General features: G+C 42.9%; 29 protein-coding genes. 19 read left to right on the top strand and 10 right to left on the bottom strand.

All coding sequences use genetic code 11. The annotated features are described in order from the left end of the window. Positions 1-14 precede the first annotated feature (14 nt). Entirely contained in the window at positions 15-434 is a 420-nt protein-coding gene (locus FEK29_RS11040) for a DUF2141 domain-containing protein (protein WP_138258498.1), read from the top strand. 99 nt (positions 435-533) lie between these two features. Next, on the top strand, positions 534-893 hold the full coding sequence (locus tag FEK29_RS11045) for an iron chaperone (protein WP_240042735.1): 360 nt from the start codon (positions 534-536) through the stop codon (positions 891-893). Between the two features lie 23 nt (positions 894-916). Here FEK29_RS11045 and FEK29_RS11050 read toward each other — a convergent pair whose 3' ends face one another. Beyond that, positions 917-1,396, bottom strand: coding sequence for a Dps family protein (locus tag FEK29_RS11050; RefSeq protein WP_125222824.1), 480 nt, complete (start codon positions 1,394-1,396; stop codon positions 917-919). 122 nt (positions 1,397-1,518) lie between these two features. Between FEK29_RS11050 and FEK29_RS11055 the strand changes: the two genes are divergently transcribed. Beyond that, positions 1,519-2,457, top strand: a complete 939-nt coding sequence (locus tag FEK29_RS11055; RefSeq protein WP_138258499.1) for a LysR substrate-binding domain-containing protein — start codon at positions 1,519-1,521, stop codon at positions 2,455-2,457. A 79-nt stretch (positions 2,458-2,536) separates the two neighbouring features. On the opposite strand, the gene FEK29_RS11060 is transcribed toward FEK29_RS11055, so the two are convergent. Further along, positions 2,537-2,734: a hypothetical protein gene (locus FEK29_RS11060; RefSeq protein ID WP_138258500.1), complete on the bottom strand. Its 198-nt coding sequence runs from the start codon at positions 2,732-2,734 to the stop codon at positions 2,537-2,539. Between the two features lie 185 nt (positions 2,735-2,919). Between FEK29_RS11060 and FEK29_RS11065 the strand changes: the two genes are divergently transcribed. After that, entirely contained in the window at positions 2,920-4,188 is a 1,269-nt protein-coding gene (locus tag FEK29_RS11065; RefSeq protein WP_138258501.1) for a D-alanyl-D-alanine carboxypeptidase/D-alanyl-D-alanine-endopeptidase, read from the top strand. A 125-nt stretch (positions 4,189-4,313) separates the two neighbouring features. Here the strand turns inward: FEK29_RS11065 and FEK29_RS11070 are convergent, their stop codons facing one another. Next, the gene (locus FEK29_RS11070) at positions 4,314-4,898 is read right to left on the bottom strand and encodes an NUDIX domain-containing protein (protein ID WP_138258502.1); all 585 of its coding nucleotides are present in this window, start codon (positions 4,896-4,898) and stop codon (positions 4,314-4,316) included. 73 nt (positions 4,899-4,971) lie between these two features. Between FEK29_RS11070 and FEK29_RS11075 the strand changes: the two genes are divergently transcribed. Genes FEK29_RS11075 through FEK29_RS11090 form a run of 4 tightly spaced genes read left to right on the top strand, consistent with a single transcriptional unit; the run spans position 4,972 to position 9,483 of the window. Continuing rightward, complete coding sequence (locus FEK29_RS11075) at positions 4,972-6,678, top strand: DUF885 family protein (RefSeq protein WP_138258503.1); 1,707 nt, start codon at positions 4,972-4,974, stop codon at positions 6,676-6,678. 3 nt (positions 6,679-6,681) lie between these two features. Beyond that, complete coding sequence (locus tag FEK29_RS11080) at positions 6,682-7,725, top strand: aldo/keto reductase (protein WP_138258504.1); 1,044 nt, start codon at positions 6,682-6,684, stop codon at positions 7,723-7,725. A 2-nt stretch (positions 7,726-7,727) separates the two neighbouring features. Further along, on the top strand, positions 7,728-9,152 hold the full coding sequence (locus FEK29_RS11085) for a Na+/H+ antiporter NhaC family protein (protein WP_138258505.1): 1,425 nt from the start codon (positions 7,728-7,730) through the stop codon (positions 9,150-9,152). Then, complete coding sequence (locus tag FEK29_RS11090) at positions 9,130-9,483, top strand: TIGR04076 family protein (protein WP_138258506.1); 354 nt, start codon at positions 9,130-9,132, stop codon at positions 9,481-9,483. The genes FEK29_RS11085 and FEK29_RS11090 overlap by 23 nt, the downstream gene beginning before the upstream one ends. A gap of 27 nt (positions 9,484-9,510) precedes the next feature. Here FEK29_RS11090 and FEK29_RS11095 read toward each other — a convergent pair whose 3' ends face one another. Further along, on the bottom strand, positions 9,511-10,104 hold the full coding sequence (locus tag FEK29_RS11095; protein ID WP_138258507.1) for a gluconate 2-dehydrogenase subunit 3 family protein: 594 nt from the start codon (positions 10,102-10,104) through the stop codon (positions 9,511-9,513). Between the two features lie 4 nt (positions 10,105-10,108). Then, a complete protein-coding gene (locus FEK29_RS11100; protein ID WP_138258508.1) occupies positions 10,109-11,809 on the bottom strand; it encodes a GMC oxidoreductase in 1,701 nt (566 codons plus the stop codon). Positions 11,810-11,922: 113 nt separating this feature from the next. Between FEK29_RS11100 and FEK29_RS11105 the strand changes: the two genes are divergently transcribed. Continuing rightward, positions 11,923-13,491, top strand: a complete 1,569-nt coding sequence (locus FEK29_RS11105) for a M81 family metallopeptidase (protein WP_138258509.1) — start codon at positions 11,923-11,925, stop codon at positions 13,489-13,491. A gap of 3 nt (positions 13,492-13,494) precedes the next feature. On the opposite strand, the gene FEK29_RS11110 is transcribed toward FEK29_RS11105, so the two are convergent. The 3 genes from FEK29_RS11110 to FEK29_RS11120 form a co-directional block, all read right to left on the bottom strand. After that, a complete protein-coding gene (locus FEK29_RS11110) occupies positions 13,495-14,148 on the bottom strand; it encodes a DUF2461 domain-containing protein (RefSeq protein WP_138258510.1) in 654 nt (217 codons plus the stop codon). A 203-nt stretch (positions 14,149-14,351) separates the two neighbouring features. Next, on the bottom strand, positions 14,352-15,149 hold the full coding sequence (locus FEK29_RS11115) for a TIGR00266 family protein (RefSeq protein WP_138258511.1): 798 nt from the start codon (positions 15,147-15,149) through the stop codon (positions 14,352-14,354). Positions 15,150-15,334: 185 nt separating this feature from the next. Next, positions 15,335-15,790, bottom strand: coding sequence for a DUF4442 domain-containing protein (locus FEK29_RS11120; RefSeq protein WP_138258512.1), 456 nt, complete (start codon positions 15,788-15,790; stop codon positions 15,335-15,337). A gap of 194 nt (positions 15,791-15,984) precedes the next feature. Between FEK29_RS11120 and FEK29_RS11125 the strand changes: the two genes are divergently transcribed. The 9 genes from FEK29_RS11125 (at position 15,985) to FEK29_RS11160 (ending at position 22,879) form a co-directional block, all read left to right on the top strand. Beyond that, the gene (locus tag FEK29_RS11125; protein ID WP_138258513.1) at positions 15,985-16,467 is read left to right on the top strand and encodes a DUF4870 domain-containing protein; all 483 of its coding nucleotides are present in this window, start codon (positions 15,985-15,987) and stop codon (positions 16,465-16,467) included. After that, on the top strand, positions 16,467-16,919 hold the full coding sequence (locus tag FEK29_RS11130) for a nuclear transport factor 2 family protein (protein WP_138258514.1): 453 nt from the start codon (positions 16,467-16,469) through the stop codon (positions 16,917-16,919). The genes FEK29_RS11125 and FEK29_RS11130 overlap by 1 nt, the downstream gene beginning before the upstream one ends. Before the next feature lie 50 nt (positions 16,920-16,969). Next, positions 16,970-17,098 (top strand): hypothetical protein, encoded by a 129-nt coding sequence (locus FEK29_RS18165; protein ID WP_262710137.1) that lies wholly within the window; start codon positions 16,970-16,972, stop codon positions 17,096-17,098. 16 nt (positions 17,099-17,114) lie between these two features. Continuing rightward, positions 17,115-17,450 carry a PadR family transcriptional regulator gene (locus FEK29_RS11135; RefSeq protein ID WP_099545205.1) on the top strand — a complete coding sequence of 112 codons (336 nt, stop codon included), beginning with the start codon at positions 17,115-17,117 and terminating at the stop codon, positions 17,448-17,450. Positions 17,451-17,452: 2 nt separating this feature from the next. Beyond that, complete coding sequence (locus FEK29_RS11140) at positions 17,453-19,273, top strand: PspC domain-containing protein (RefSeq protein WP_138258515.1); 1,821 nt, start codon at positions 17,453-17,455, stop codon at positions 19,271-19,273. A gap of 120 nt (positions 19,274-19,393) precedes the next feature. Beyond that, a complete protein-coding gene (locus FEK29_RS11145) occupies positions 19,394-20,125 on the top strand; it encodes a head GIN domain-containing protein (RefSeq protein ID WP_138258516.1) in 732 nt (243 codons plus the stop codon). Between the two features lie 129 nt (positions 20,126-20,254). Next, complete coding sequence (locus FEK29_RS11150) at positions 20,255-21,265, top strand: dipeptide epimerase (RefSeq protein WP_138258517.1); 1,011 nt, start codon at positions 20,255-20,257, stop codon at positions 21,263-21,265. Positions 21,266-21,270: 5 nt separating this feature from the next. Next, positions 21,271-22,320, top strand: coding sequence for a pyridoxal phosphate-dependent aminotransferase family protein (locus FEK29_RS11155; protein WP_138258518.1), 1,050 nt, complete (start codon positions 21,271-21,273; stop codon positions 22,318-22,320). Between the two features lie 112 nt (positions 22,321-22,432). Continuing rightward, a complete protein-coding gene (locus FEK29_RS11160) occupies positions 22,433-22,879 on the top strand; it encodes a hypothetical protein (protein ID WP_138258519.1) in 447 nt (148 codons plus the stop codon). A 68-nt stretch (positions 22,880-22,947) separates the two neighbouring features. Here FEK29_RS11160 and trxB read toward each other — a convergent pair whose 3' ends face one another. After that, a complete protein-coding gene (gene trxB, locus FEK29_RS11165) occupies positions 22,948-23,931 on the bottom strand; it encodes a thioredoxin-disulfide reductase (protein WP_138258520.1) in 984 nt (327 codons plus the stop codon). 193 nt (positions 23,932-24,124) lie between these two features. Between trxB and FEK29_RS11170 the strand changes: the two genes are divergently transcribed. Continuing rightward, positions 24,125-24,823: a LytR/AlgR family response regulator transcription factor gene (locus FEK29_RS11170; protein ID WP_138258521.1), complete on the top strand. Its 699-nt coding sequence runs from the start codon at positions 24,125-24,127 to the stop codon at positions 24,821-24,823. 6 nt (positions 24,824-24,829) lie between these two features. On the opposite strand, the gene FEK29_RS11175 is transcribed toward FEK29_RS11170, so the two are convergent. Continuing rightward, positions 24,830-25,957: a formylglycine-generating enzyme family protein gene (locus tag FEK29_RS11175; protein ID WP_138258522.1), complete on the bottom strand. Its 1,128-nt coding sequence runs from the start codon at positions 25,955-25,957 to the stop codon at positions 24,830-24,832. Between the last annotated feature and the right edge of the window lie 103 nt (positions 25,958-26,060).

Genomic DNA, 26,060 nt, shown 5'->3' on the forward strand with positions numbered 1-26,060 from the left:
TTAAAACCGCAAACATGAAAAATTTAGGAATTATTTTAGGATTGGTACTAACAAGTGTATTGACTGGCTATTCCCAAGAAAAAAAGGGCGTCAACGTAACCGTAACCATTGAGAACGTATTGTCCAACGAAGGTCAAATCATTGGCTCCCTGCATACCGCCGATACCTTTATGAAAGGAGCCGGCATCCAGAACCAAAGTGTGGATGCCACAACCGGGGAAGTGACCCTCACATTTTCAGATGTGGAACCGGGAACTTTTGCCTTAATGTTGATGCACGATGCCAACGGAAATCAACGAATGGATTTTGAACCTACCGGCATGCCCAAGGAAAGCTATGCCACCACGGGAGAAATGACCTTTGGCCCACCAAGTTTTGATGGTTCCAAATTTGAAGTAGCCGATACCGATTTGGAATTCAGGATACGGTTCTAAAATAAAACAGCTATCATAAACAAAAAGACTTCCATTTGGAGGTCTTTTTTATGGAATGAATTTCCTAATTTTAAATGGATAACCTAAATGTACCTTCCTATGCCAACCATGATCAAGGCTTCCGATTTTGAGGGCTATGTTACCCATTTCCCTATGGAAATACAGAAGCAATTACGGGTACTGCAGAAACTGGTCAAAGAAACCGCTCCGCAGGCCGTGGAAGGAATAAGTTATGGAATGCCGGCGTACAAACTGAACGGGAAGCCTTTGGTATACTTCGCGGCCCAGAAGAAGCATTTTGGGTTTTATGCCACCCCTTCCGCACATGCGGTATTTGAGACGGAATTGGCAGGATACAAGAAAGGGAAAGGTTCCGTTCAGTTTCCCTTTGACGAAAAACTTCCTTTAGGGCTCATAAAAAAAATGGTCAGTTATAAAGTTCGGGAACTTAGTAACTGACCATTTCGCAGGCTTTATATCCATTAAATATCTTCTGCCAGCCAAGCCTTCATCATCCAAACCGTTTTTTCCTGTTCCGTAATGAAGTCGCTCATCATGGAATTAGTTCCTTCGTCATCGGCCTCGCCCGAGACTTTTAGAATACCTCTTTCAATGGTTAGCAATTCCTTTAACGAATTGACAATCAACCGAATTGCTTCATCATCCTTGGTAATATTCTTGCCTACAGGTACCGAGGCCATATCAATGTAGTCCTCGAAAGTATGCATAGGAACACCGCCCAAGGTTAATATACGCTCTGCCAGCATATCTACTTTAGCGTTTGCGTCGGTGTATAACTCTTCAAACTTTAAGTGCAAGTCAAAGAATCTTTTACCCTTAATATTCCAATGTATTCCACGTAAGTTTTGATAATACCTTTGAAAATTGGCCAAAAGCAAATTTAAGTCCTTACTAATCTCTTCGGATTTGTCGGTTTCTAAGCCTATACTATTTAATTTCATATCTGTTTATTTATATATTAAGTTATCGATTGCAATACTAAGTATAAATATATTGAATAAAAATGACGATAGTCATAAATAATATTGATAGTTTTAATACCTTTATCATTAAAATCGTTAGCATGACAATTACCCAATTAAGATACGTATTGGCAGTCGCCGAATATCAAAACTTCACCTTGGCCGCGGAGAAAAGCTTCGTTACACAGCCTACTTTAAGTATGCAGGTACAAAAGCTTGAGGATGAGCTGGATGTACAAATATTTGACCGCGGAAAAAAACCGATATCGGTGACAGAAGTCGGACAAAAAATTGTGGCCCAGGCAAAGAATATCGTCAACGAAGCAAACAGGATCAAGGATATTGTCGACCAAGAAAAGGGATATATTGGCGGTGATTACACCGTGGGAATTATCCCTACCATTATGCCCACCTTGTTGCCCATGTTCCTAAAAACCTTCATCAACAAATACCCAAAGGTGAACCTCATCATCAAGGAGCAGAATACCGAAACCCTGATCGAAAATCTCCAGGACGGCCATTTGGACGCTGCAATTGCCGCCACGCCCTTGGAGGTGGACACTATCATAGAGAGACCGCTATACTATGAACCCTTTGTGGGCTATGTCCCTAAAAATCACAGGTTGGGCAATTATTCGACCTTGGAAGTAGAAGACCTGGATGTATCCGATATATTATTATTGCAGGACGGCCATTGTTTCCGGGAAGGCGTTTTAAATCTTTGTAAAGCCCCAAAAAAATTGGGCGGTGACCACTTTCAATTACAGAGCGGAAGTTTTGAGACCTTGATCAACCTTTCCAACGAAGGCCTTGGCATGACCCTTCTGCCCTTCCTAAATACCTTGGAATTGGAAACAGATAAAAAAGAGAACCTAAAGTACTTTAAGGAACCATCCCCGGCACGGGAAGTAAGCCTAATTTATCATAAAAGCGAACTGAAAATACAAATTACGGAAGCCCTGCGAGATGTTATTTCTGGAGTGGTTCGCGGGGCCATTGCTTTTCAGGACGTAAAAATCATAAGCCCCCTAAACAAGTAATCAAATTCAAAGTGGTGGTTAGTAAACCTAGTTTATCCACTTGGTTCAAAAAAAAAGCCACTTTTCAGTGGCTTTTCGATTATTTATTAAGATACATTAAACTTGGTCTAAGTTCCGGTTTGTCATCAACGAAAGACTCCAACCAGACCTTTAATTCGGCCACCTCCTCGGGTAGCAATCTCTCAAGGGCTTTTTTAAGCTCCTTGTAAAACAATTTGGCATCAAAACTAACCTTCTGGAGTACCGTCTTACTGTACTCCAACATTGTTCTTTTCATCTAAACACGTTTTTAAATTAGTTGTTGTGTAAATTTAAACCCCAAAGCGAATATAAAATTGCATTCAAAAAGTTAAAATCGATTAAAAAATGTTAAACCGCCTTTGGAAATTTATTTTAGGAAAATACAAAAAGTAAAAACTATATCCTAAAATATTGGATAACAATAAAATACATAATAGTTATATGCGAAAAATATCCCTGCTATTGTTGCTCTCAGCCCTTGTATTTGGTTGCGCCAGCGTTAAAAAAAGAACGGAAAAATCGATTGGTACAACCTTGAATTCCCCTTTTTTTGATAACCAATTTACCGGGTTATTAGTCCTTGACCCAATTGCAAAGGATACCCTATATAGTTATAACAGCGACAAATATTTTACGCCGGCCAGTAACACCAAAATCTTCACCTTGTACACGGCCCTAAAAACATTGCCAAAACAGGCACCTGCACTTAGGTATCTTCAAAAAAACGACACTCTATTTTTTGAAGGAACGGGCGATCCCTCCTTGCTGCACCATTACCTAAAGGACAGTACAGCCTATTCGTTTTTAAAAAACAGCATAAATCTGGCATACCACTACTCCAACTTTCAGGATATGAGGATGGGTCCGGGATGGTCTTGGGACGATTTTGCTTGGTATTATTCCCCGGAGCGAAGTGCTCTACCCATTTTTGGAAATACGGTGATGATCCATGATACTCCGGATTATAAAGTAACTCCTGCCTATTTTAAGGACAGTGTGTTGCAAATCCAACATTCATGGAACCGAGAAGAGAAAAGGAACCTCTTTTATTTTGATTCCGCCGAAAGGGATTCCCTTGAAATCCCTTTTATAACCGACGCAAATACCATAAAAAGTGTTTTGGAAGGTTTGTTTGCTATGCCGATAACCTTGATCAATGAAATGCCCAAGGGCGAAAAGAAAACCCTCTACGGCATCGAGATGGATTCCCTTTATGTTAGATTGATGCATGAAAGCGATAACTTCATTGCCGAACAACTACTCATTATGGCCTCTGGCGTATTGACGGATACCCTGAACTCGGAAAATGCCCGAAACCATATCTTAAAAAACCAATTGAAGGACCTTCCACAACATCCTAGGTGGGTTGACGGTTCGGGATTATCGAGATACAACCTGTTTACGCCAAAATCCATGGTGTATGTGTTAAACGAGTTGTATAAAGAAGTTCCCGAAGAACGTCTTTTTAGTATTTTTCCTGCCGGAGGTGTTTCAGGTACGGTTGAATCTTGGTACACGGGCACAGAGAAACCCTATATCTTTGCGAAATCGGGAAGTTTAAGTAATAATTATTGTCTAAGCGGATATTTAAGGACCAAAAAAGGAAAGTTGCTAATCTTCAGTTTTATGAACAATCACTTTAGGCATTCCCCATCCGAAGTGAAAGAGCAAATGCAAACTATTTTTGAGGCACTTCGGGAAGGGTTTTAGGTGGTGGCTTTTGGCAATTAGCAATTAGCAATTAGCAATTAGCAAAAAAACACTTTTCATTTTTCATTTTCGACTTTTCATTTTTCATTTTTCCAACCTGAAACTTAATACTAGGAACACTTAACTCAAGAAAACAATCCATTGACCTGCGCATACTGCAACAGCATCACGGTCTTGGCATCACGGATTTCACCTGTAGCCATCAAGTGCAAGGCCTTTTCGAAAGGAATTTCAAGAACTTCAATATTTTCGGTCTCATGTTCGGCACCGCCACCCTCTTCAATTTTCATGGCTTCTTCGTAGGCACCAACGAACAGATAGAGTTTCTGGGTCACGGAACCCGGACACATATAGGTGACCAATACCTGCGTCACTTCGGTCAGCTGATAGCCCGTTTCCTCAAGGATTTCCTTTAAAATGCACTCTTCCGGCGTGAGTCCATCCAGCAAACCCGCACAGACCTCCACCATCATTCCGTTTGTATTCCCATTGACATAGGTGGGCATCCTAAATTGGCGGGTAAGCACCACGGTCCTTTTTTGGGTATTGTAGAGAAGCACGGCGGCACCATCGCCACAGTCATAGGATTCACGTTTTTGAATCTCCCAGCTGCCATCAAACTTCTGATATTCAAAAGTGTATTTGTTCAGGGTGTACCAATTATCGGAAAGTATTTCGTGTTCGATATTTTTTATTATGCTGTTTTCCATGTGCTAAATTTAACGAACATAATCCGCATAAATTGCTATCTTTCTCAACTAGACCAAACCTGTTTTTTATGCTATGAGGACCCAATTCGGCCATTGGCTCTTATGTTTCCTATTCACTTTCTCCGTTTCAGCGCAAGATTTGGGGGAGCGCTACCTAGCTGCTTGGAAGGCCTTTTATCCCTCCCAGGCACTGGAATCGGGTTTTCGGCCGTCGGTATTCCAATATGAGGACCTATCCCAAGAAAGTATAAAACAATGGATTGGCTTCAACGAGAACTTTCTTTCCCTGCTGGCAGAACCCAATGCCCAGATAGACCCAATAGACGGCAGGTTGTTACGTGTTCAGACCCAATCGGAAATCGATACCTGGAAAAACCTCGCCAGCCACACCCATTCCCTCAACTTGTATGCGAAGCTCATTTTGGATGCTATCCCATCGGTGGCAAAGGCCGATTTCCTGCTGGACAACGAAAAAGTAGATATTATTTGCCATCGGCTTATAGCCATTGAAAAATTGGCGTCGGCTGCACAAATAAACCTGAAAAACGTTTCAAAAATCGATTTGGAGAGCGGTCTGGAAAATTTATCCGATGCGCTCACCTATCTATCGGAAGACAGGTATGAAAATGTGGGTCGGGATCAAATCTCCCAACATTGTCCGGAAATGACAAACGCCATAAAGAGTGTCGAATCCTTAAAAGCATTTGCCATAGAAAATTTGAAGGATACTTCGCTGCCCGATACTTCCATATTGGGAAAACAGGAATACGACCGAAGGTTGAAATTATATACGGACAGCGAAATGACTTCGACCGAATTAGCCCAAATGGCCCTTGACGAAATTGAATCGGTACGTAAACTCATCGCCCAAGTGTCCACACAGTACCTTATTGAGACCTATCCCACAAAAAACCTTCCTAAAACCGATTTGGAAATTATTGGTTTGGCCTTGGCCGATATGGAGAAGGACGCCCCCTTGAACAGTGCCGACTACCTTCAATTTTGGCAACAACTCGGCGATAGGGCCGTTGATTTCATCGCAGCAAATGATATTGCCACCTTACCTAAAAATCAGACCCTACGCATTCAGACAGCGCCTGAAAGTGCAGGTCCCGCGGCCCGCATTGGTTGGGTGGCAAGTGCGCCACCGTTCGACCCCAACCCCATGACCACGCTCAATTTGCCTTCCATTCCGGATACCCTGCCCCAACAGGAACAGGTCGATTTTTGGGCTTCCTTCAACAAGCCCTTTAACCGTATGATCGTCATCCATGAGCTTTTTCCAGGGCATTACATGCAATTAAAAATCAGTCGGGAAACCCCACACCCCGTTCGATTGCTCTTTCCTTACGGGATTTTTATAGAGGGTTGGGCGACATTTACGGAAAAAGTCCTCTTGGACGCCGGCTGGGAGGCTGAAAATAAGCTCACTTTTTTGGCGCATCTGCGAAAACGTTTGGAAAATGCAAATAGGGCCTACACCTCCGTGCAGGTTCACTGTAACGGATGGAACCAGGAGCAGGTTTTAAAATTCTCCACGGAAACTTCCCTGCTGGCCCCACAGTTCGCCAAAAGTCTTTGGGGGCGGATCATCAACAGTCCCTTGCAACTTACCTCCTATTATTTGGGAGGGGCCCAATTCACCCAACTACTAAAAACGGAGAAAGAACGCCTTGGAGACAAGTTCAATTTGAAATTTTTTATGGATACCATTTTGAAATCAGGTCCCATACCCATCGACGAATTCTATGATATATTTGAAAAAACGAACCCAAACTAAGCAATGGAACGAATAGCATTACAACCCGGATATACGATTTCAAGGGTAATCAAAGGTGGGTGGCACTTGGCTGGTGGTCATGGCACTATCTCCGAGGAGCGGGCCTTAGCCGATATGCGACACTTCGTGAAAGCGGGCATCACCACGTTTGATTGTGCCGATATTTATACCGGTGTAGAAGAGCTTATTGGCAAATTCCGAAAAAAATACGAAGCTGAATTCCGCTCGGGAGAATTGTCGCCCCTTCAGATACACACCAAATATGTGCCGGATTACAAAGCCTTGGCAACGCTCAAAAAAGAGGATACAATCCGCATAATCGATCGTTCGCTCAAGCGCCTAGGTGTCGAGCGATTGGACTTGGTACAATTTGCGTGGTGGGATTACCAATTCCCAAAGTATCTGGAAACCGCGGTGCACCTATCGGAATTACAGAAAAGCGGAAAAATACGATATCTGGGGGTTACCAATTTTGATACCCAACGCATTCAAGAAATGCTGGATGCGGGTGTACCCATCGCATCGAATCAGGTGCAATATTCCGTATTGGACCATCGGGTGGAAAAGAACATGACCGCCCTTGCACAAAAACACCATATTCCCTACCTCTGCTACGGCACCGTGGCCGGTGGATTTCTGAGCGACCGATATCTGAATGCACCGGACCCTGTTCCACCCTATGAAAATCGTTCATTGACCAAATACCGATTGATCATTGACGAGTTTGGCGGATATGAACTCTTTCAAGAAGCCTTGCGGACACTTAAAAGTATTGCCGACCAATATGCGGTTGGAATCGCCGAAGTCGCATGTAAATATATCCTACAAAAGCCGATGGTAGGTGGAATCATCGTAGGTGCCCGAAACCGGAATCATCTAGAGAGTCTCAAGAAATTGGACAGTTTTACCTTAACCCAACATGACCTTGTAAAAATAGAAGCTATTGTTTCCCGAAGCAAAGGCCCCAACGGACCCTTTTATGAATTGGAGCGCGACAAGACCGGCAAGCACGGTTCCATCATGAAGTACAACCTAAACGAGGACTAGGTTTGAAGCTGGACGAAACACAGGAAGCCCTTCCAAAAATTGAATTCTATGGTGGCACCTTAGGTGTCTTGTTGCCCTTTTTCGTCTTTGTTTCCGGTGTGATAACAATTGCACTTTCGGGAGCTCCGGACGAACGTGGATTTTGGCCCGTTTTAATACTGGCCTTGGGCTTAGGTCTTTTGCTTTGTAAGGACAAAACCGCGTTTTCCCAAGTGGTCATTTCAGGAATGTCCCAAAAAATAGTGATGATTATGATCACCGCTTGGATGTTGGCCTCCATCATAGGTGTCCTTATGACGCTTACAGGTTTTGTAGAGGCGCTTATATGGCTTTCCGATCAGGTAAAACTTTCGGGTCCAGGGTTTATTATCGCTACCTTCCTCATTTGTTGCATTGTTTCTTTATCTACGGGTTCGAGTTTTGCAACCATATTGATTTGCAGCCCCCTGCTCTACCCAACTGGCGGTGTTTTAGGAGCACATTTGCCCACCTTGGCCGGAGCGATTTTGGGCGGAGCCACGTTTGGGGATTTTATCGCTCCTATTTCAGACACGACCATTGTCAGCGCCCTAAGTCAAGATGCTAAAATTGGCCCTACCATAAAAAGCCGATTCAAATATGTTTTTCCTGCAGCATTGTTTGCTTTGGTCTCCTTTAGCGTTATGGCCTACAACAACGTAGGTACATCAAGTATTGCTGATATAGGTGGGTTGGGCAATCCAAAAGGACTCCCTATGTTATTGGTGCCCGCATTCATCATCTATCTTTTCCTGAAAGGAAAACACCTTTTGCACGGACTCTTATTTGGGTTACTTTTCGGAACAGTTTTGAGTCTAGTATTTGGACTTTTACCATTCGATAAGGTCATTGCCCTGGATATCGAAAATTTCACCACCAAAAGTTTTATTATCGATGGAATCAACAGGGCCGTTGGACTCAGTTTTTTTACCATACTCTTAATGGGTCTGGTAGCAACGTTAAAGGCCAGTGGACTTATGAACCGTTTGGTAGATTATGCCACTGCCCAAGCAAAAACCGAAAAGCATGCCGAAGGTTGGATCGTTACGGTCATGAGTATGGCCGTGTTATTGACTACCCACAGCATTGTCGCTATTTTAATGGTGGCCGACTTTACAAAAAAAACGGGCGAACGATTGGGAGTATCTAAAACACGACGCGCCAATCTCTTGAGTTTGATTGCCTGTATATGCCCCTTTATAATCCCTTATTTCATTCCTGTAATATTAATGGCGAACATGACGAAAACGGGCCAAGAATATGATATTCCGCAAGTGAGTCCCTTGGAAGTAGGTTTGTTTAATTTCATGTCATGGGGTCTTTTGATCATGACTGTAATAACCTTTATTTTTGGTTGGGGAAAGTTTAACGAAAGAAAAGATAACGATGAAAAAAGATACAAAACTTAGGGATGATCAGTTTGAACTCTATGATTTAACCGTGGTCGTTGAGAGCATTAGCGGTAACTGCACGTGTAATATGAAAGTCGGCGATAAATTTCACCTAAAAGGTGGAAAACTCTCCATGCCGGATAAATCCGATTTCTGTTTGTATGCCCTACAATCCACCCTACCCCTATTACCCGCAAAACAACGAAAAAATCATCCGGCAGACTGGATGGAAACCGACGCTCGTGTGGTCTGCCCCGACCCAGAATGCAAACTTATCATGCGAATCGACCGTGATAATCTAAGGGTTTTAAATCATGACGATGTGAGCCCAATTAAATGGGAAAAATAATGCCTGAAAAATAGAAAGCACTTAATCCTACAAACTCCAACGATTACCTACTTCGGAAAGTGGTTTACAAGGCTCATAAGTTCCAGGAATGGGGTCATAGTTCAATACATTTTCTCCTATTTCCTCGGATGTAAAATAAGCCCAAATAGCCATGGATTTCATTGATCTATAAAAACCTACAGGTTGCTGGTCCCCTACCGTAGTTCCCCAAACACCGGGATTGAATTTTGGAGAGCTCGCTTCTGCCTCTTTCAGTACGGCCGTTTTGTCGGCATTACTTAGTTCCGGAAAAATAGCTCCATAATTTTCCTTACAGGAAGCATTAAACTCGGCAATCGCATCTCGCATATTTTGTTGTCCTTCGGCATCATACGTTTGGGCAACAACTTTGTCTATGAACATATCGGCCTTTACATCCAATCCACCAGGGGTATCGGTAGTTGGTAAAATAGTATCTATTAAAGCAGAAATGGTCTTGGCTTCGTCCTCTGTAAAGAACTCAGGTTGCCAATCCAGCCTTGTTTCATTTTTACAGGATTGTAAAAGGGATAAAAGGGATGGCATTGCAATCGTTGCCCCTGCCAGTAGGCCCGCTTTCTTAAGTGCTTTTCTTCTATCCATGATTTTAGATGTTAAATTTTTTCAATTCGGATACGGCATGGTCTGCCGCTCTGGCTGTTAACGCCATGTAGGTCAATGATGGATTCACACAAGACGAGGAAGTCATACACGCGCCATCCGTTACAAAGACGTTTTTGGCCGCATGTACCTGATTAAATCCATTAAGTACGGACGTTTTTGGGTCCCTACCCATTCTTGCAGTTCCCATTTCATGTACTCCATATCCTGGCGGGTGTTCCTTATCAAATCCCATTACATCTTTGAGTCCGGCTGTTTCCAACATTTCAACTGCGTCCTCCTGAATCTGCTTGTTCAAGGCCTTTTCGTTCTCCTTAAATTCGGCATCTATGGTCAAGGTAGGTTGCCCCCATTTATCCAACACATCTTTATTAAGACTGATTTTGTTGTCATGATACGGTAGACATTCCGCAAAACCGGTAATGAAGAATTCCCAACCGCCCGGCTTCAATATACTGTCCTTAAAGTCGGCCCCAAAGGATTCTATATTCGCCGGATTGCCTCCACGGTAACCACTACCTTGGAAGCCGAAACCACGTACAAACTTATCCGATTTAGATTTTTCATCAATATTTACATATCTAGGGATATAGATACCATTTGGCCTTCTTCCCTTGTAGTATTTATCCTCAAAACCTTCAACCTTACCTATGGCACCAACCCTGTAAGTATGATCCATTAAGTTATGACCCAATTCTCCGCTATCATTGCCCAAACCGTTCTCAAAACGCTTGGATTTCGAGTTCATCAAAATATGGGCGGTACTCAAGGCCGAGGCGTTTACGAAGATAATCTTGGAGTTGAATTCAATGACTTCACTCGTTTCCGCGTCAATGACCCGAACGCCTGTAGCCTTTCCTTTGGCGTCATCATAAATTACCTCTTGTACAATAGAGTAAGGCCTAATGGTCAAATTCCCCGTGGCATTCGCCGCTGGCAAGGTAACCGCATTACTACTGAAGTAGGCTCCATAAGGACATCCCCTACTACATCGGTTTCGGTTTTGGCACTGTCCCCTTCCATTATGGGGCTGGGTCAAATGGGCAACCCTACCAATAATCATGTTTCTACCTTCAAAATTCTTTTCTATTCGTTCCTTAACATGTTTTTCCACACAGTTCAGTTCCATGGGAGGAAGAAAATGACTATCGGGTAATTGTGGTAATCCTAAGGCTTCCCCACTAATTCCCGCAAATTTCTCCACATACGTGTACCAAGGTTCAATATCCTTATATCGTATAGGCCAGTCTACACCGTGACCATCTTTTGCATTGGCCTCAAAGTCCAAATCGCTCCAACGATACGTCTGTTTACCCCAAAGAAGGGATTTACCTCCCATTTGGTGACCCCTCAACCATAAAAACGGCTTCTCTTCCGTGTAAGGATTGGATTCATCATCGGCCCAAAAGTGTTCCGTATCCTTGCCGACCCATCCGGAGCGGATGTTTTTGTAATGTTTCTTTTTCTCTTCGGGCGTAAGTCCACCCCGTAGTTCCATGTCCCACGGATCCCAATGCATGGTTTTGTAATCCACCACATGTTCAACGATAGGTCCTCTTTCCAATACCAAGGTTTTTAGTCCCTTTTCACAAAGTTCCTTTGCTGCCCATCCTCCACTGATTCCTGATCCCACAACAATGGCATCATAGGTCATGTCCTTTTTTGCGTCTATATTAAAATTGGCCATAAAAAATATTAGTTAACCCAATAAAGATAGGATTAATCAGGAATATGACAATAAAACGGCATACGGCAAAAAAGAAAATAAGTGGTATTTTTAATGAAACTTAAGATTCCCATATGAAAAAAATTGTCCTCTTATTTGTCCTTTCCCTTTTTAGCTTTATGGGGTGCAAAAACCAATCCGAAAAGACAACAGTACAAAAGGAGCTGCCAAAAATCGCTATTGCCGGTATTGGCATTGAATCCAGCACCTTTTCCCCGGCCCAAACGGGGGAAGCCGCCTTTCATGCCAAAATAGGGGATTCCATTTTTGGCAGATATCATTTTTTTGATGCTGAAACCGATATTCGAAAGCGGGCGGAATGGGTTCCTACCCTCTTGGGAAAATCCCTCCCAGGAGGCATTGTGACGCGTGAAGCCTATGAATCCATGGTAGAAAAAACGGTGAGAATGTTGAAAGAGGGCATGCCTTATGACGGTGTTTGGTTCGATATTCATGGCGCCATGAGCGTTGTTGGCATGGAGGATGCCGAGGGTGACTTAATTACACGTATCCGAGAGGTAGTTGGCCCTGAAGTTTTAATTTCAACCTCCATGGATTTACACGGTAACGTTTCGGAAACTTTGGCCAAACAGAGTGACCTTATCACTTGCTATAGAATGGCACCTCATGAAGATGCCCTAGAGTCCAAGGAACGTTCGGTTCGCCTGTTGTTAGAACGATTGGAAAACGGTAAAGGAAAACCCGCCTATAAAGCTTGGATTCCCGTTCCTATTTTGCTGCCTGGTGAAAAAACAAGCACCCGAATCGAACCTGGTAAAAGTCTATATGCGAAAGTTCCAGAAGTCGCGGACCAAGAGGGCGTCATAGATGCGGCTATCTGGATCGGATATGCCTGGGCAGATGAACCACGAAACCATGCGGTAGTTATGGTCACAGGGGATGATAAAGAAAGGGTGACCCAAGGAGCTGAAAAGCTGGCAAATGCCTTTTGGGAAGTTCGGAACGAGTTTGAATTTGTAGCCCCTGTGGGTACGCTGGAAGAAAGTTTGGCATTGGCACTTAAGAGTGAAAAAAAACCTTTTATGATCAGTGACATGGGTGATAATCCCACGGCCGGTGGTGCAGGCGACGTAACATGGACCTTGCAACAGATTTTAAATCGGCCCGAATTTAAATCCGAAAATGGTCCTTCCCTTATATATGCCTCTATTCCTGGGCCACAATTGGTGGAAAAAGCTCTGGAAGTAGGCGTTGGCGGTAAAATAAGTGCAACCGCCGGAGCAGAAGTGGATGACCGATTTGCCCCACCCCTTGAAATCACCGGAACAATCGAATCAATAAAAGAGGGAGACCGGGATGCTGAAGTGGAAGTTGTGGTCAAGGTAGGAAGCGTACATGTGATTGTTACTAAAAAAAGAAAACCCTATCATCATAAAAGTGATTTCACCAATTTGGGCCTAAACCCTATGGAGACCGACATTATCGTAGTAAAGATAGGTTATCTGGTTCCTGAACTATATGATATGCGGGGTGATTGGATTATGGCCTTGACACCTGGTGGCGTGGACCAGGATTTAGAACGATTGGGGTATAAAAATATCAAACGTCCCATGTTTCCATTGGATGCGGATATGGAAACGCCGGATTTAAGTGCAAGATTAATTCCGGCCTCCAACGAATAGCATTTAAACGGTAATGGCCTTGTTAAGATATGTTCGAAAGGGAAGCATTTCCTTATAGACACCGAAAACCTTTTCGTTAAAATTATCTTGAAACAGCAAGGTATTATCAAATTTTGCCATCACGGCAAAGGTCTTGTGTTTGATTAAATCGATATGGGGATGGTCCTCAGAAAAACCTTTGGGAGGCCTTGTGAGTTTTACGTCTTCTATCAAACCTCCAAAGGCATTTTTAAAAGAAGGCTTTTCCAAAATGTCGACCAATTCTTCTCCATTATAGTCGATGGCATCCCTAATGCTAGCCAATCTCTTGGGGTCCGGTCGCCATAACCCTCCGGCGAACATGGATACCTCCATCCCAATTTCAATATAAAAATCGCCCGTATTGGGCCTTTTATCCAAACCGGCACCAAAATGGTCCTTATAAATGGGTCGGTTTGGATGATATAGTAAATTATTATTGATACGGTTGATTCCCTTTTTACCTGGCGTATCATAATAATCATCATACTGCCGTAGAAGATTATCGTTCAGTTCATCAAGCCATCCAACGAATTCATTCCGAACTTGGTGATACCACTTTCTATTGGCATCCATCCATTCCTTACTGTTATTTTTGTTGAGTTCTTGGAGAAAAGTAATTAAATTTTTGAAATCCACTTGTTTCGTTGTTGGTTGTTGGTATTTTGGCCTTACGCTGTGCGCTATACGCTGATCGCTATTCTTGAATTTATATCTATTTATTGCTAATTGATAATTGATAATTGTTTACTGCCAACTGCCAACTGCCTAAACAAACTACTCTGCACTCTGAACTCTGAACTAAAAAAACTTGAACTTGACTCTTGAGCTTGTATTTGATTTTAGAATCGGTTATCCCCATCCAACAAATCCCCTAAGGAACCAAGGATACTACCTTCGCCCTTGTCCTTGCCACCTCGCGGGATTGCTGCCAATACCCGACCTGCCAGTCGGCTGAAAGGTAAGGATTGGATGTATACGGTACCCGGACCCCTAAGGGTAGCAAAAAAGAGGCCTTCCCCGCCAAAAATGGTATTTCGTATCCCACCGATAAATTCAATATCATAGTCCACATCCTTCGTAAAGCCAACTATGCAGCCTGTATCGACTTTTAAAACCTCACCGGGACCCAAGGTCTTTTTGGCCAAGGTCCCCCCTGCATGTACGAAGGTCATACCGTCGCCCTCCAATTTTTGCATAATGAAACCTTCACCCCCAAAGAGCCCACGGCCCAATCGTTTTGAGAATTCAATTCCGACAGAGACCCCTTTGGCCGCACATAAAAAGGCATCTTTTTGACAAATGAACCTGCCGCCCAGTTCAGATAAGTCAATGGGCACAATTTTACCTGGATAGGGAGAGGCAAAGCTCACCTTCTTCTTACCTTGACCTATATTTAGGAAGGCGGTCATAAAAAGGCTTTCACCCGTTAGCATGCGCTTACCTGCCGAAAATATTTTACCCAATACGCTATTATCCTGGTTGCTACCGTCCCCAAAAATGGTATTCATCTTGATATCGGTGTCCATCATCATAAAGCTACCGGCCTCGGCCACTACGGCCTCTTGGGGATCCAGCTCTATTTCTACGTATTGCATTTCTTCTCCAAAAATCTCGTAATCTATTTCGTGTGCGTTCATAGTTTATAATTTTTTTCATTCCCGAGAAGTCGGGAATCTTTGCTTTTTGTTGATAGTTATTGGTTGTTAATTTGAAAAATTTGTTACAGAAGATTCTATATTGAATTCTATCAGAACATTATTAAAATAGTTTTGTGGAAATTTTTCAACTAACGACATGGGTTATAAAGCAAGAAGATTTAATTCTATTGCTTCAACTTTACCGTCCACTCAAAATTAAAAGTACTCACCACTACCCCATCGGTATTCACACCAACCGATTTCATCCAGACCGTTTGTCCTTCTCCCGTAGCAATCGTTTTCTCCAAAGCTTCTTTGATGAGTATCCCATCCTCACATGTAAATGTGATTTTTCCAGTGGCCTTTTTGGAGAAATTGGCGTTGTTGTTGGCCACTAGCATGGAAATTTTTTTGCCCGTGGCATTAATCTGATCAATCATCATGGCCCCTGTGGAGAGTTCTGCGGCCATACCCTGCACTGCCCAAAACATGGAATTAAAGGGATTTTGATTGAACCATCTATGCGTAACCGTGACTACGGCCTTCTGCTGGTCCAAATATTTTAAACGTACGCCACACCACCAAGCAGAAGGTAACTTAAAAAAGGTGAACGTATTGAATTTACGGATGTTTACGGCCATTGTTGTTCTGTTTATTTTCTAAAAATATCGATAAAAATCAATATCCTAAAATGTTAATAAAAAGTTAATTTTAAGTACTATGTGTTGCATAGTACCATCTTTTAAATATATATTTGCATTGTAAGTTATTATGCAATCAATATATTCTTATAAAACCTAGTAACATAAAATAGCATCAAATTAAAGAACGAACCATGACCGAATCACTATCAAAACACGAAAGAAACCTCTCCGCATTGATACATGCGAGTACGTTTTCCAAATTCTTTATCCCTTTTGGGAATTTTATTGTGCCATTGATATTATGGACAGCCAACAAAAAGGAATATGACTTTGTGGACCATAATGGAAAACAGGCCTTGAATTTTCAGATTAGCCTCCTACTCTATTCCATTGTTTTGGGAATTATTAGTATTCCCTTTTTCATAGGCTTTTTTCCAAACATCTTCGATTTCGATTTTTTTGGTTTCGGGCATTTGAACAAATGGAACAATCTTAACTTTCACTTGGATAGTGACGATTTTAGGTTTGGTACTTGGTTGGTACCTGTTGGAATTACAGGACTATTACAGGGCGCATTATTCGTAGTGAATATTGTCTATACCATATTGGCAACCATCAGAACCAATGAGGGACAAACTTTTCAGTATCCCATAACTATTAAATTCATAAAATAATGAACCTTTTGAAAATAATCATATATAGCATCGTTGCTTTTTTTACAAGCATGGCATTTGGGCAGGTTTCAAAGGATTCTGAACTGTACAGAACCATTCTGGAATTGGACAACACCTACTTCACCGCTTATAATACATGTGATATGGAAACACAGACGGCCATTTTCGACGAAGACTTGGAATTCTATCATGATAAAGGCGGTTTGGCAACGGACAAAAAAGCAATTTTAAAAAGTATTGAAAACAATATTTGTGGGAAGGTAACCAGAACCCTGGTCGAGGATAGTGTAGAGGTCCATGCCATAAACGATTTTGGGGCAGTTCAGATAGGAATGCACACTTTTTTTAGTAAAGAAGAACCTGACGCAGAATCAAAACCATCGAAGTTTATAGCCATTTGGAAAAATACGGACGACCATTGGCTAATGCACAGAGTAATAAGTTTACATTAAAATAATCAGGGTACTCATCACACCCATAGGAGTTTATGAATCAATCAAAAATGAATCAAAAATCAATCAAGGATGTTTATTCATCTCCCGATAGCTATCGGGTAAAAAACGAACCGTTAACCCATGCAGACCACAACAACGCGGACAGAGCAATCTCCACTTGGAAAGTGGCCGCATAAAAAAGAAAAAGACAATATGAATGTAGAAAATACAAAAGCGCAGATGCGTAAGGGAGTCTTGGAGTACTGCATCCTGTCCATTTTAAACGGACAAGACAAGTACGCCTCGGAAATCCTGGATACGCTAAAAGATGCCAAAATGCTGGTGGTGGAAGGTACCATTTACCCGCTATTGACAAGGTTAAAAAATGCCGGGCTACTCAACTATCGTTGGGAAGAATCCACATCCGGACCACCAAGAAAATACTATACCCTAACGGAGACCGGTAAACTTTTCCTAAAGGAACTGGACACCACCTGGGATGAATTGAGAAAAGCCACCAATCTGGTAACCAACACAAAAAACAGCTAACAATGAACAAGACAGTAAATATAAATCTAGCGAATACGCTCTTCCATATAGATGAGGATGCGTACAACAAAATGCGTAGGTATTTGGAGAGTGTAAAACGCTCCTTTGCCAATACGCCGGGAAGCGATGAAATTTTAGCCGATATAGAGGCCAGGATCGCAGAACTTTTCTACGAAAAATTGGAGAACGAAAGACAGGTAATCACCCAAAAGCAGGTGGACGAGGTAATCGCCATTATGGGTCAGCCCGAAGATTATGTGGTGGACGAGGACATTTTTGAGGACGAACCAAAGTCCAAAACTACGGGTCCGGCCCCACGTGTAAAAAAGCTGTACCGTGATACCGAACAAAAATATGTAGCAGGGGTATCCTCGGGTCTGGCCCATTACTTGGGAATAGATCCGTTATGGATACGAATCCTTTGGGTCTTTTTGACCATAGGTTCCGGCGGAGGGTTTATCCTACTCTATGGACTTCTATGGATATTGATACCAGAAGCGACCACCACGGCCCAAAAACTGGATATGCGTGGTGAAGCCGTGAACATAAGCAATATTGAGCGTAAAGTAAAGGAGGGTTTTGAGGACGTTGCGGATCGTGTAAAAAGTGTTGACTACGAAAAAGTGGGCAATACCGTCAAAAAAGGAGGCAAAACATTCTTTGATACCCTTGGGGACATTATTATGTTCCTATTCAAGATTTTTGGAAAATTCATAGGAATCTTGTTGATCATCATAGGGGCTTCTACCTTGATAGGGCTGTTCGTAGGATTGATTTCCGTGGGGGTAATGGACATGGTGAACGTACCGGGCATCGACTTCTACAATGTGGTCAACTCCAGCAATATGCCCATCTGGTTGGTATCCCTATTGGCCTTTTTCGCCATTGGAATCCCGTTCTTTTTCCTGCTGTATTTAGGGTTGAAGATTTTGGTCAAAAACCTGAAATCCATCGGGAACATTGCCAAATTCAGTCTCTTGGGTCTTTGGTTGATCTCCATCATCGTATTGATAATCTTTGGTGTTAGGGAAGCGGCATCGCATGCCTATTCCGGTAGCGATACCTCAGAACGGGAAATCTATTTTGAAAATACCCTGGACACCTTGGACATACGCCTGGCCACGTTCGACTATGACCGGGACCGTAAAATGCATATGGGAAATATGATTATCACCCACGATGACAATGGAGAGCGGATTTTGGTATCCGAAAACGTTCGGTTCAGGATTCGTAAATCTACCGATACCATTTTTAGGATCGAGGTGCGGCGGGAAGCCAACGGCCCCTCATTTGCAAAGGCCAAGGAAACTGCGGAAGCCATCGATTATGATTACAGCGTGTCCGGCAATAGCCTAGTTTTGGACAACTACCTGCAAATACCGGGAGACAGTAAGTTCAATGACCAAGAAGTACGGGTAAATCTTTTTGTTCCCGTGGGAACCGTTCTTACCTATAATCGCGGGGAAGGTCGCAGTTGGGTCATGCGTGCCGATACCGATCGAGATACGAACGACTTGGACGGCTATACATGGCAAATGGAAAACGATAACGAACTACGTTGCCTTGATTGCCCCGCCGATATGGAATTTGACGAAGACTCCAACAACAGGGTGCGTATCAATGAAGATGGCATCGATATCAACATCAATGATACCGATGGGGAATCGTTTAAAATGAAAATCGATGAAAACGGGGTTCGTATCAATGCGAAGGACAACGACGAAGAAAAAGTGGATATCAACATCGATGCAAACGAAAGCAAGATAGAGATACAGGCGCAGGACGGTGATACTACGATGCGAAAGACCATTTCCAAGAATTAATTTCAAAGATTACAGTTCAGAAAGAGAAAACGACAGATCGGTAACAATCATTTACTAAAAAGAATACAAAACATCAATTTTACATCAATCAAAAAAGCAACAACCTAAAAAACAACAATCATGACAACACTAGTTAGAGTAACCATCGCATTCGTACTTGCATTATTTCTTAGCTCCTGTGGCTTCGACATAAACTTTGGGGACTTTGGGTCTGGCAAGGCTGGGAACGGCGTAGTAGTGGAAGAATCCAGGGAAGTAACGGAGGATTTCAATGAGGTCCATGCTTCGGAAGGTATACAGGTCTATGTTACCCAGGCATCGGACTTTAGCATTTCAGTAGAAGGTGACGAAAATATCATCGACCTCATCGGAACGGATATTCGCAACGGAAAATTAAAAATCCACGCTATTGAGAACATTGGAAGGGCTACCAAAAAAGTATTTGTTTCCCTACCGGAGATCACTTCCTTGGAAAGCTCCAGCGGGGCCCAGCTAACGTCCCAAAACCTAATTAATGGAGACCATATCAATGTGGATTCCAGTAGCGGTTCCATTTTGAATATAGAGGTGAACGCCAATCACATGGACATAGATGCAAGCAGTGGCGCCAATATTGAAATTACAGGAAACGCCAAGGAAGTGTATGTAGACGGCAGCAGCGGTGCGAATATTAAGGCGAAGGACCTCGTTTCTGAAGAATGCCGTGCCGAAGCCAGCAGCGGTTCCAACATCAGCGTGAACGTGTCCGACCTTCTTACGGCGGATGCCAGTAGTGGTGGCAATATATCCTATAAAGGCGACCCAACGGTGAAAAAGAACAAATCGGTTTCCGGAAGTGTACATAAGTATTAGAAACTGTCTTTCATCAATCAATCAACCAACGGACCCACTGAAAAATCAGTGGGTTTTTCTTTGTATTTCTCCCAATTTGGTCTTGGAAACCTGATTGGTCTTTTGCATCTTCGTGTAAAGATTTGACCCATGCAGATACAGCTTCAAAAACACATCCTTGCCCTGCGGCACACCTTCAGCATTTCTAGGGAATCCCATGATTTTCAGGATACCTTGATTGTGTCTCTTAGCTTAAACGGACATACAGGGTTTGGGGAGGCCACGAGCAATCCGTACTATAAAATTACCATAGAGAGCATGATGGCGGAAATAGAAGCCGTTCGAAAAGAGGTGGCGGCATATGATTTTCAAAATCCAGAGGCCTTCCATGGATTCCTGAGGGCAAGGGGCCTTTCCAATTTTGCGCTTTGTGCCATGGATCTGGCAGCCCATGACCTTTATGGAAAATTAAGGGGCAAGCCTTTATACGAACTTTGGGGGACACAAAACGACCGTTACCCACTTACCAATTACACCATTGGTATAGCGCCCGTGGAGGAGATGGTGGCCAAAATGATGGAAATGCCCTGGCCCATCTATAAAATCAAGTTGGGAACACAGGACGATGTCGCCATCGTACGGGAGCTACGAAAACATACCGATGCCGTTTTTAGGATAGACGCCAATTGTGCTTGGACGGCCAAGGAAACCATAGCAAATGCCCTGGTGCTGAAGGAACTTGGCGTGGAATTTCTGGAACAGCCCTTAAAGGCCGATGATTGGGAGGGTATGGAAAAAGTAGCACATCATAGTGTCCTACCCGTTATTGCCGATGAAAGTTGCATTGTGGAAACCGATGTGGAAAAATGTGCCTTACATTTTAATGGAATCAACATTAAGCTCACTAAGTGTGGAGGTCTCACTCCTGCCCTGCGCATGATTAAAAAGGGTAAAGAATTGGGACTAAAAGTCATGGTAGGATGTATGACGGAATCTTCCGTTGGTATTTCGGCCATTGCACAGTTATTACCACAATTGGATTACGTGGATATGGACGGAGCAATGCTTTTAAAGGAAGATATTGCCAAGGGCGTGGAGATACAGGAGAACGGAAAGGTCATTTTTCCGGAATTGGCCGGTAGCGGTATAACCCTATTATAAGCTTCATGGCCTTGTACATCGATTCATTTCCCGGAAGACAAATTACGATAGCGGATGAAAAATACCTGTACTTTGGCGGGACTTCCTATTTGGGGCTCCAAGACTACGAACCCTTTCAAGAGCTATTTATCAAAAATATCCGGAAATACGGCACCAATTATAGTGCTTCCAGAAAATCAAACGTCCGGTTCTCGGTATTTGCACTGGCAGAGGACTATCTTGCAGATTTGGTGGGCAGTGAAGCTTGTATAACACAATCATCCGGTTATTTGGCGGGACAGTTTTTATCGGATTATATCCACAATAAATCCTACAAGCCCTTTTTTGCACCCAATACCCACTCTGCACTTTTCAGGAACAAGGTCAAGAACTATGTAACCTATGCCAGCTTGAACATAGCGCTGCGAAATTACCTGAATGAACCCAACGCCAAAACACCGGTACTTTTCATGGACGCCATTGATTTTTCAGGTGGTGGTTTTCCCAATTTTGAAAGTTTGAAAATACTTCCCTTAAAAGATATAGTCATCGTGGCGGACGATTCCCATGGCATTGGTATTATTGGAAATAACGGGAGCGGTGTCTATCGTTCTTTGGAGGCCTTGAACCCTAAAAAACTATTTGTATGTTGCTCCTTGGGAAAGGGGTTTGGGATACAAGCGGGCGCTATTTTTGGAAACAAGGAAGACTTGCTACAAATGGAAAACAGTTCGTTTTATGGCGGGGCAAGTCCGGCAAGTCCTGCCGCAGTGGCCACCTTTTTGGAAGCAACGCCCATCTATTATGAAAGACGAACAATACTGCAGGAAAATCTAGCCCGATTTTTGGAGAAGTTGGAATCGATGAAGCATTTTAGGTACATGGATGGGCACCCAACATTTACCTTTCTAAATCCGAAGTTGGTGGAATTCCTTGAAATGCAAAAGATGGTGGTTACCAACTTCAATTATCCCGATGATGCTTCAGACAATATGAGCCGTATTGTGCTTTCTGCCTCGCACCGCTCTTCAGATATCGAGTTGCTTGTAAATACCTTAAATTCATTTAAACAGTAGAATCCAGATAAAACATTAATGAATATTTTGTAATTATTATATATAAATTTTGTTAAATTATTAATATTATTTGTATCTTTTATGGTATTAATAATCATTAAATAATTTGGCCATGAAAAAATTAATTGGGTCGGTTTTTTTGATGTTTATATTGGTTACCCTTACCAGTATTGCCTCCACAAAACTGCAAACACCAAATTCCCTGGAAGGGACTTGGGAGCTAATCAACCGATATAATTATGATGAACAAGGTGTTTCGGACACCTTACAAAACGTAAATGGATATCGGCAAGTAAAAATCTACAGTAAAGGCAAAGTAATGTGGACTCGCTACTCACCTGACGATCCAGTAGAATGGTTTGGATATGGGTCCTATACCAATACTGAAGACGAGTTGGAAGAGCGTTTGGAGTTTGCCTCCGCAGAAATGATGAAGGTTCAGGACACCGTGAAAGTCTTTAAGTTTGAACTGGTGTTGGACGAAAACAATTACAGCCAGATTACCTTGGACGATAACGGCAATAGAATTTATGCCGAAAATTATAAACGAATCGATTAGAAAAGCGGCATTTTTATGGAACAAAAAAGCGCCATTCATGGCGCTTTTCTATTTAGTTTAAATGATTCTCAAATATTATAGTTGTCCGCAATGGACTCCGCTACGGAACCAATAGTGGCCAGGTAACGTTCCGCATCCAGGGCCGCCATACATCCCGTACCCGCCGCGGTAACGGCCTGTCTATACTCCTTGTCCTGGGCGTCTCCGGAGGCAAAAACCCCGGGAACATTGGTTTTGGTTGATTTGCCCTTGGTAATGATATAGCCCGTTTCGTCCATATCCAATTGACCCTTGAAAATATCCGTGTTGGGCTTGTGCCCAATGGCAATGAACAGACCGGTGATGGCAATCTCCTCCTTTTCCCCGGTTTGGTTGTTCACCATTCTAAGTCCTTCCACCACTTGGTCTCCCAGTACCTCGTCCACTTCCGTATTGTATTTTATTTCGATGTTCTTAAGGCTCTGCACCCTGTGCTGCATGGCCTTTGAAGCCCTCATGTAGTCCTTACGCACCAACATGGTCACTTTGTTACAGATATTTGCCAAATATGAGGCTTCTTCTGCAGCGGTATCCCCTGCACCCACAATGGCGACGTCCTGTCCCTTATAGAAAAATCCGTCACAAACGGCACAGGCGGAAACTCCTCCGCCGCGTAATCTCTGTTCACTTGGAATGTTTAAATATTTGGCCGAAGCCCCGGTGGAGATTATTACGGTCTCCGCCTCGATCATCTTATCATTGTCCACTGTAATTTTGTGGATATCGCCCTCTTTTTTTCCGAATTCCGCCTTGGTAACCATCCCAATACGTACATCGGTTCCAAAACGCTCCGCCTGTTGCTGTAACTGCACCATCATGGAAGGTCCGTCTATTCCTTCTGGATATCCGGGAAAGTTGTCCACCTCCGTGGTCGTGGTAAGTTGTCCGCCAGGCTCCATACCTGTATACAAAACCGGCTTTAGGTCGGCCCTTGCCGCATAGATGGCGGCCGTGTATCCCGCAGGACCGGAACCTATAATCAATGTTTTAACTCGCTCTATTGCATCCGACATAATAATACGCTTTCATTTAGTTCTACAAAAGTAGGTTTTTGGACAAAAACCTTACGTGTAAGTTATCAAAAGTTTTCACAGGCTACAATTGTTCCCAAGGATGAAAACACGGATTGAACGAAACCTTAAAATAAAAAAATGAACCTAGTTGAAAAAACCCCGTATGTAAGGCAGAAACCTATTTGAAGCTATTATGAAAACACTGCATTGTGCCGTAATGGAGGATTCGAAAACCCATCTCAAGATATTGGAAAAAAATATTGATTTGAATCCCCACCTTGAACTAATAAAATCCTTTAGGAACGGTAAAGAGGCAAGGGATTTTTTGAAAATTAACCCGATAAACCTACTGTTTCTTGACATAGAACTACCGGATATCAACGGATTTGAAGTTTTGGGACATCTTAATTATGAATTATCCACCATTGTAACCTCTGCAAATCCGAAGCATGCCATTAGGGCCTTTGATTTTGATGTAGACGATTATTTATTAAAACCTTTTTCCAAAGGCCGATTCAACAAAGCCATTGATAAGGTCCTTCTAAATAGGAACCTCCTAAACGAAAATAAGACCGAAGAAAACTGTATTCTGGTGCGCAGTAACCTAAAGGAGGTTCAGCTTTTTCCCAAAAAAATACTTTGGGTGGAAGCCTTGGGAGACTATGTAAAGATTGTCACCCAGGAAAGGAAATTGATCGTGCTCTCGTCCATGAAGGCCTTTATGGAAAAACTGCCCCATGACAAATTCTTACGAATACATAAATCCTATATCGTCAATATAGAAAAAATAGAAATGTATAATCATGCCCATGTTCAGGTAAGGGACAAAAGACTACCCATAAGCAGAAACAATAACCTCGCCTTGGACAAATTGCTCAATTATTGGAACTGACCGTGATTATTCAAGCATGGCTGCAGTGGCGACCGTCCTAAATCCCGTATGTTCCAATGAGGAATCCATACTGGAGCCCATCCTGGCGGAAATGCGATAGCTAGCGCAATAAGATGCGCTACATAAAAAGGAACCCCCTTTTATAACCCTTTCTTTTGCCAATGGATTATTTGGAGTAAACGGGGCTTTGGCACCTTGTGGATTTCTTTGAACCATGCCCGAAGCTTTGGCCTCCTTATAATAATTTGTATTATACCAATCACTGGTCCATTCCCAAACATTGCCGGCCATGTCATATAGCCCATAATCATTGGGGGGATAGGACTTCACAGGAGCCCTCAATTCAAAGCCATCGGCTTTTGTATTCGTAACGGGAAATTCCCCTTCCCACGTATTGGCTCGGTCCTTTAGAACCGTAATATCATCGCCCCAAAAGAAGGTGGTTCCGACTTGTCCGGCCCTGGCGGCCAGTTCCCATTCCGCCTCGGTAGGTAGGCGTCTACCGGCCCATTCGCAATAGGCCATGGCATCCTCAAAGGAAATCTGAACCACGGGATAGTCGTCCTTACCTACAATGGAACTACCGGGACCATTGGGGTGTTTCCAGTCCGCACCAATGGTCCAATTCCACCATTGTGAAAAATCATACAGATTGGGTACAGATGTTTTCGTTTTTTTAAAGGTAAGTGCCCCGGGCTGCAAAACCGAGTCATGGGGTTTCTCCGTGCCCTCCGGCACCTGTTTTTTTAACTCCTCCCAATCTATGGCTCTTTCGGCGGTCGTAATGTATCCCGTTTCGGAGACGAAATTTTTGAATTGGGCATTGGTGACCTCTGTAACATCCATAAAAAATCCATCCACCAACACATCAATGGCAGGTTTCTCATGCTGCATGGCCATTTTGTCCTGTTGAACGGCCCCTTGTTTCAATTGCCCGCCAGGTATCCAGACCATACCTTCCGGTGTGGAAATACTTTCTGGTTTCTTTACCAGTATACTAGCCGCTGTTGCGGCGATAGGACTAGGTTCATTTTCAGTTTTCGGGCCATCTGCAGGTTTTTTTGCCTCCTCTTTGCATCCTAAAAGAATTAGTGAGATTACTATCGGGATATAAACTATGAAGAATTTTTGCATCCTAAATGTATTAATCATCCGTAAATCTACATATTATGCCACAGGAAGACAATAGCAATACCTTATTACACCTAACAAAAAACACCTGGACAGGCCAGGTGTT

It is taken from the genome of Maribacter aurantiacus, assembly GCF_005780245.1.
Lineage (GTDB): Bacteria > Bacteroidota > Bacteroidia > Flavobacteriales > Flavobacteriaceae > Maribacter > Maribacter flavus.

Coding starts and splice junctions, on each gene's coding strand:
- FEK29_RS11040 (WP_138258498.1), top strand. CDS start 15: ATGAAAAATTTAGGAATTATTTTAGGATTGGTACTAACAAGTGTATTG.
- FEK29_RS11045 (WP_240042735.1), top strand. CDS start 534: ATGCCAACCATGATCAAGGCTTCCGATTTTGAGGGCTATGTTACCCAT.
- FEK29_RS11050 (WP_125222824.1), bottom strand. CDS start 1,396: ATGAAATTAAATAGTATAGGCTTAGAAACCGACAAATCCGAAGAGATT.
- FEK29_RS11055 (WP_138258499.1), top strand. CDS start 1,519: ATGACAATTACCCAATTAAGATACGTATTGGCAGTCGCCGAATATCAA.
- FEK29_RS11060 (WP_138258500.1), bottom strand. CDS start 2,734: ATGAAAAGAACAATGTTGGAGTACAGTAAGACGGTACTCCAGAAGGTT.
- FEK29_RS11065 (WP_138258501.1), top strand. CDS start 2,920: ATGCGAAAAATATCCCTGCTATTGTTGCTCTCAGCCCTTGTATTTGGT.
- FEK29_RS11070 (WP_138258502.1), bottom strand. CDS start 4,898: ATGGAAAACAGCATAATAAAAAATATCGAACACGAAATACTTTCCGAT.
- FEK29_RS11075 (WP_138258503.1), top strand. CDS start 4,972: ATGAGGACCCAATTCGGCCATTGGCTCTTATGTTTCCTATTCACTTTC.
- FEK29_RS11080 (WP_138258504.1), top strand. CDS start 6,682: ATGGAACGAATAGCATTACAACCCGGATATACGATTTCAAGGGTAATC.
- FEK29_RS11090 (WP_138258506.1), top strand. CDS start 9,130: ATGAAAAAAGATACAAAACTTAGGGATGATCAGTTTGAACTCTATGAT.
- FEK29_RS11095 (WP_138258507.1), bottom strand. CDS start 10,104: ATGGATAGAAGAAAAGCACTTAAGAAAGCGGGCCTACTGGCAGGGGCA.
- FEK29_RS11100 (WP_138258508.1), bottom strand. CDS start 11,809: ATGGCCAATTTTAATATAGACGCAAAAAAGGACATGACCTATGATGCC.
- FEK29_RS11105 (WP_138258509.1), top strand. CDS start 11,923: ATGAAAAAAATTGTCCTCTTATTTGTCCTTTCCCTTTTTAGCTTTATG.
- FEK29_RS11115 (WP_138258511.1), bottom strand. CDS start 15,149: ATGAACGCACACGAAATAGATTACGAGATTTTTGGAGAAGAAATGCAA.
- FEK29_RS11120 (WP_138258512.1), bottom strand. CDS start 15,790: ATGGCCGTAAACATCCGTAAATTCAATACGTTCACCTTTTTTAAGTTA.
- FEK29_RS11125 (WP_138258513.1), top strand. CDS start 15,985: ATGACCGAATCACTATCAAAACACGAAAGAAACCTCTCCGCATTGATA.
- FEK29_RS11130 (WP_138258514.1), top strand. CDS start 16,467: ATGAACCTTTTGAAAATAATCATATATAGCATCGTTGCTTTTTTTACA.
- FEK29_RS18165 (WP_262710137.1), top strand. CDS start 16,970: ATGAATCAAAAATCAATCAAGGATGTTTATTCATCTCCCGATAGCTAT.
- FEK29_RS11135 (WP_099545205.1), top strand. CDS start 17,115: ATGAATGTAGAAAATACAAAAGCGCAGATGCGTAAGGGAGTCTTGGAG.
- FEK29_RS11140 (WP_138258515.1), top strand. CDS start 17,453: ATGAACAAGACAGTAAATATAAATCTAGCGAATACGCTCTTCCATATA.
- FEK29_RS11145 (WP_138258516.1), top strand. CDS start 19,394: ATGACAACACTAGTTAGAGTAACCATCGCATTCGTACTTGCATTATTT.
- FEK29_RS11150 (WP_138258517.1), top strand. CDS start 20,255: ATGCAGATACAGCTTCAAAAACACATCCTTGCCCTGCGGCACACCTTC.
- FEK29_RS11155 (WP_138258518.1), top strand. CDS start 21,271: ATGGCCTTGTACATCGATTCATTTCCCGGAAGACAAATTACGATAGCG.
- FEK29_RS11160 (WP_138258519.1), top strand. CDS start 22,433: ATGAAAAAATTAATTGGGTCGGTTTTTTTGATGTTTATATTGGTTACC.
- trxB (WP_138258520.1), bottom strand. CDS start 23,931: ATGTCGGATGCAATAGAGCGAGTTAAAACATTGATTATAGGTTCCGGT.
- FEK29_RS11170 (WP_138258521.1), top strand. CDS start 24,125: ATGAAAACACTGCATTGTGCCGTAATGGAGGATTCGAAAACCCATCTC.
- FEK29_RS11175 (WP_138258522.1), bottom strand. CDS start 25,957: ATGCAAAAATTCTTCATAGTTTATATCCCGATAGTAATCTCACTAATT.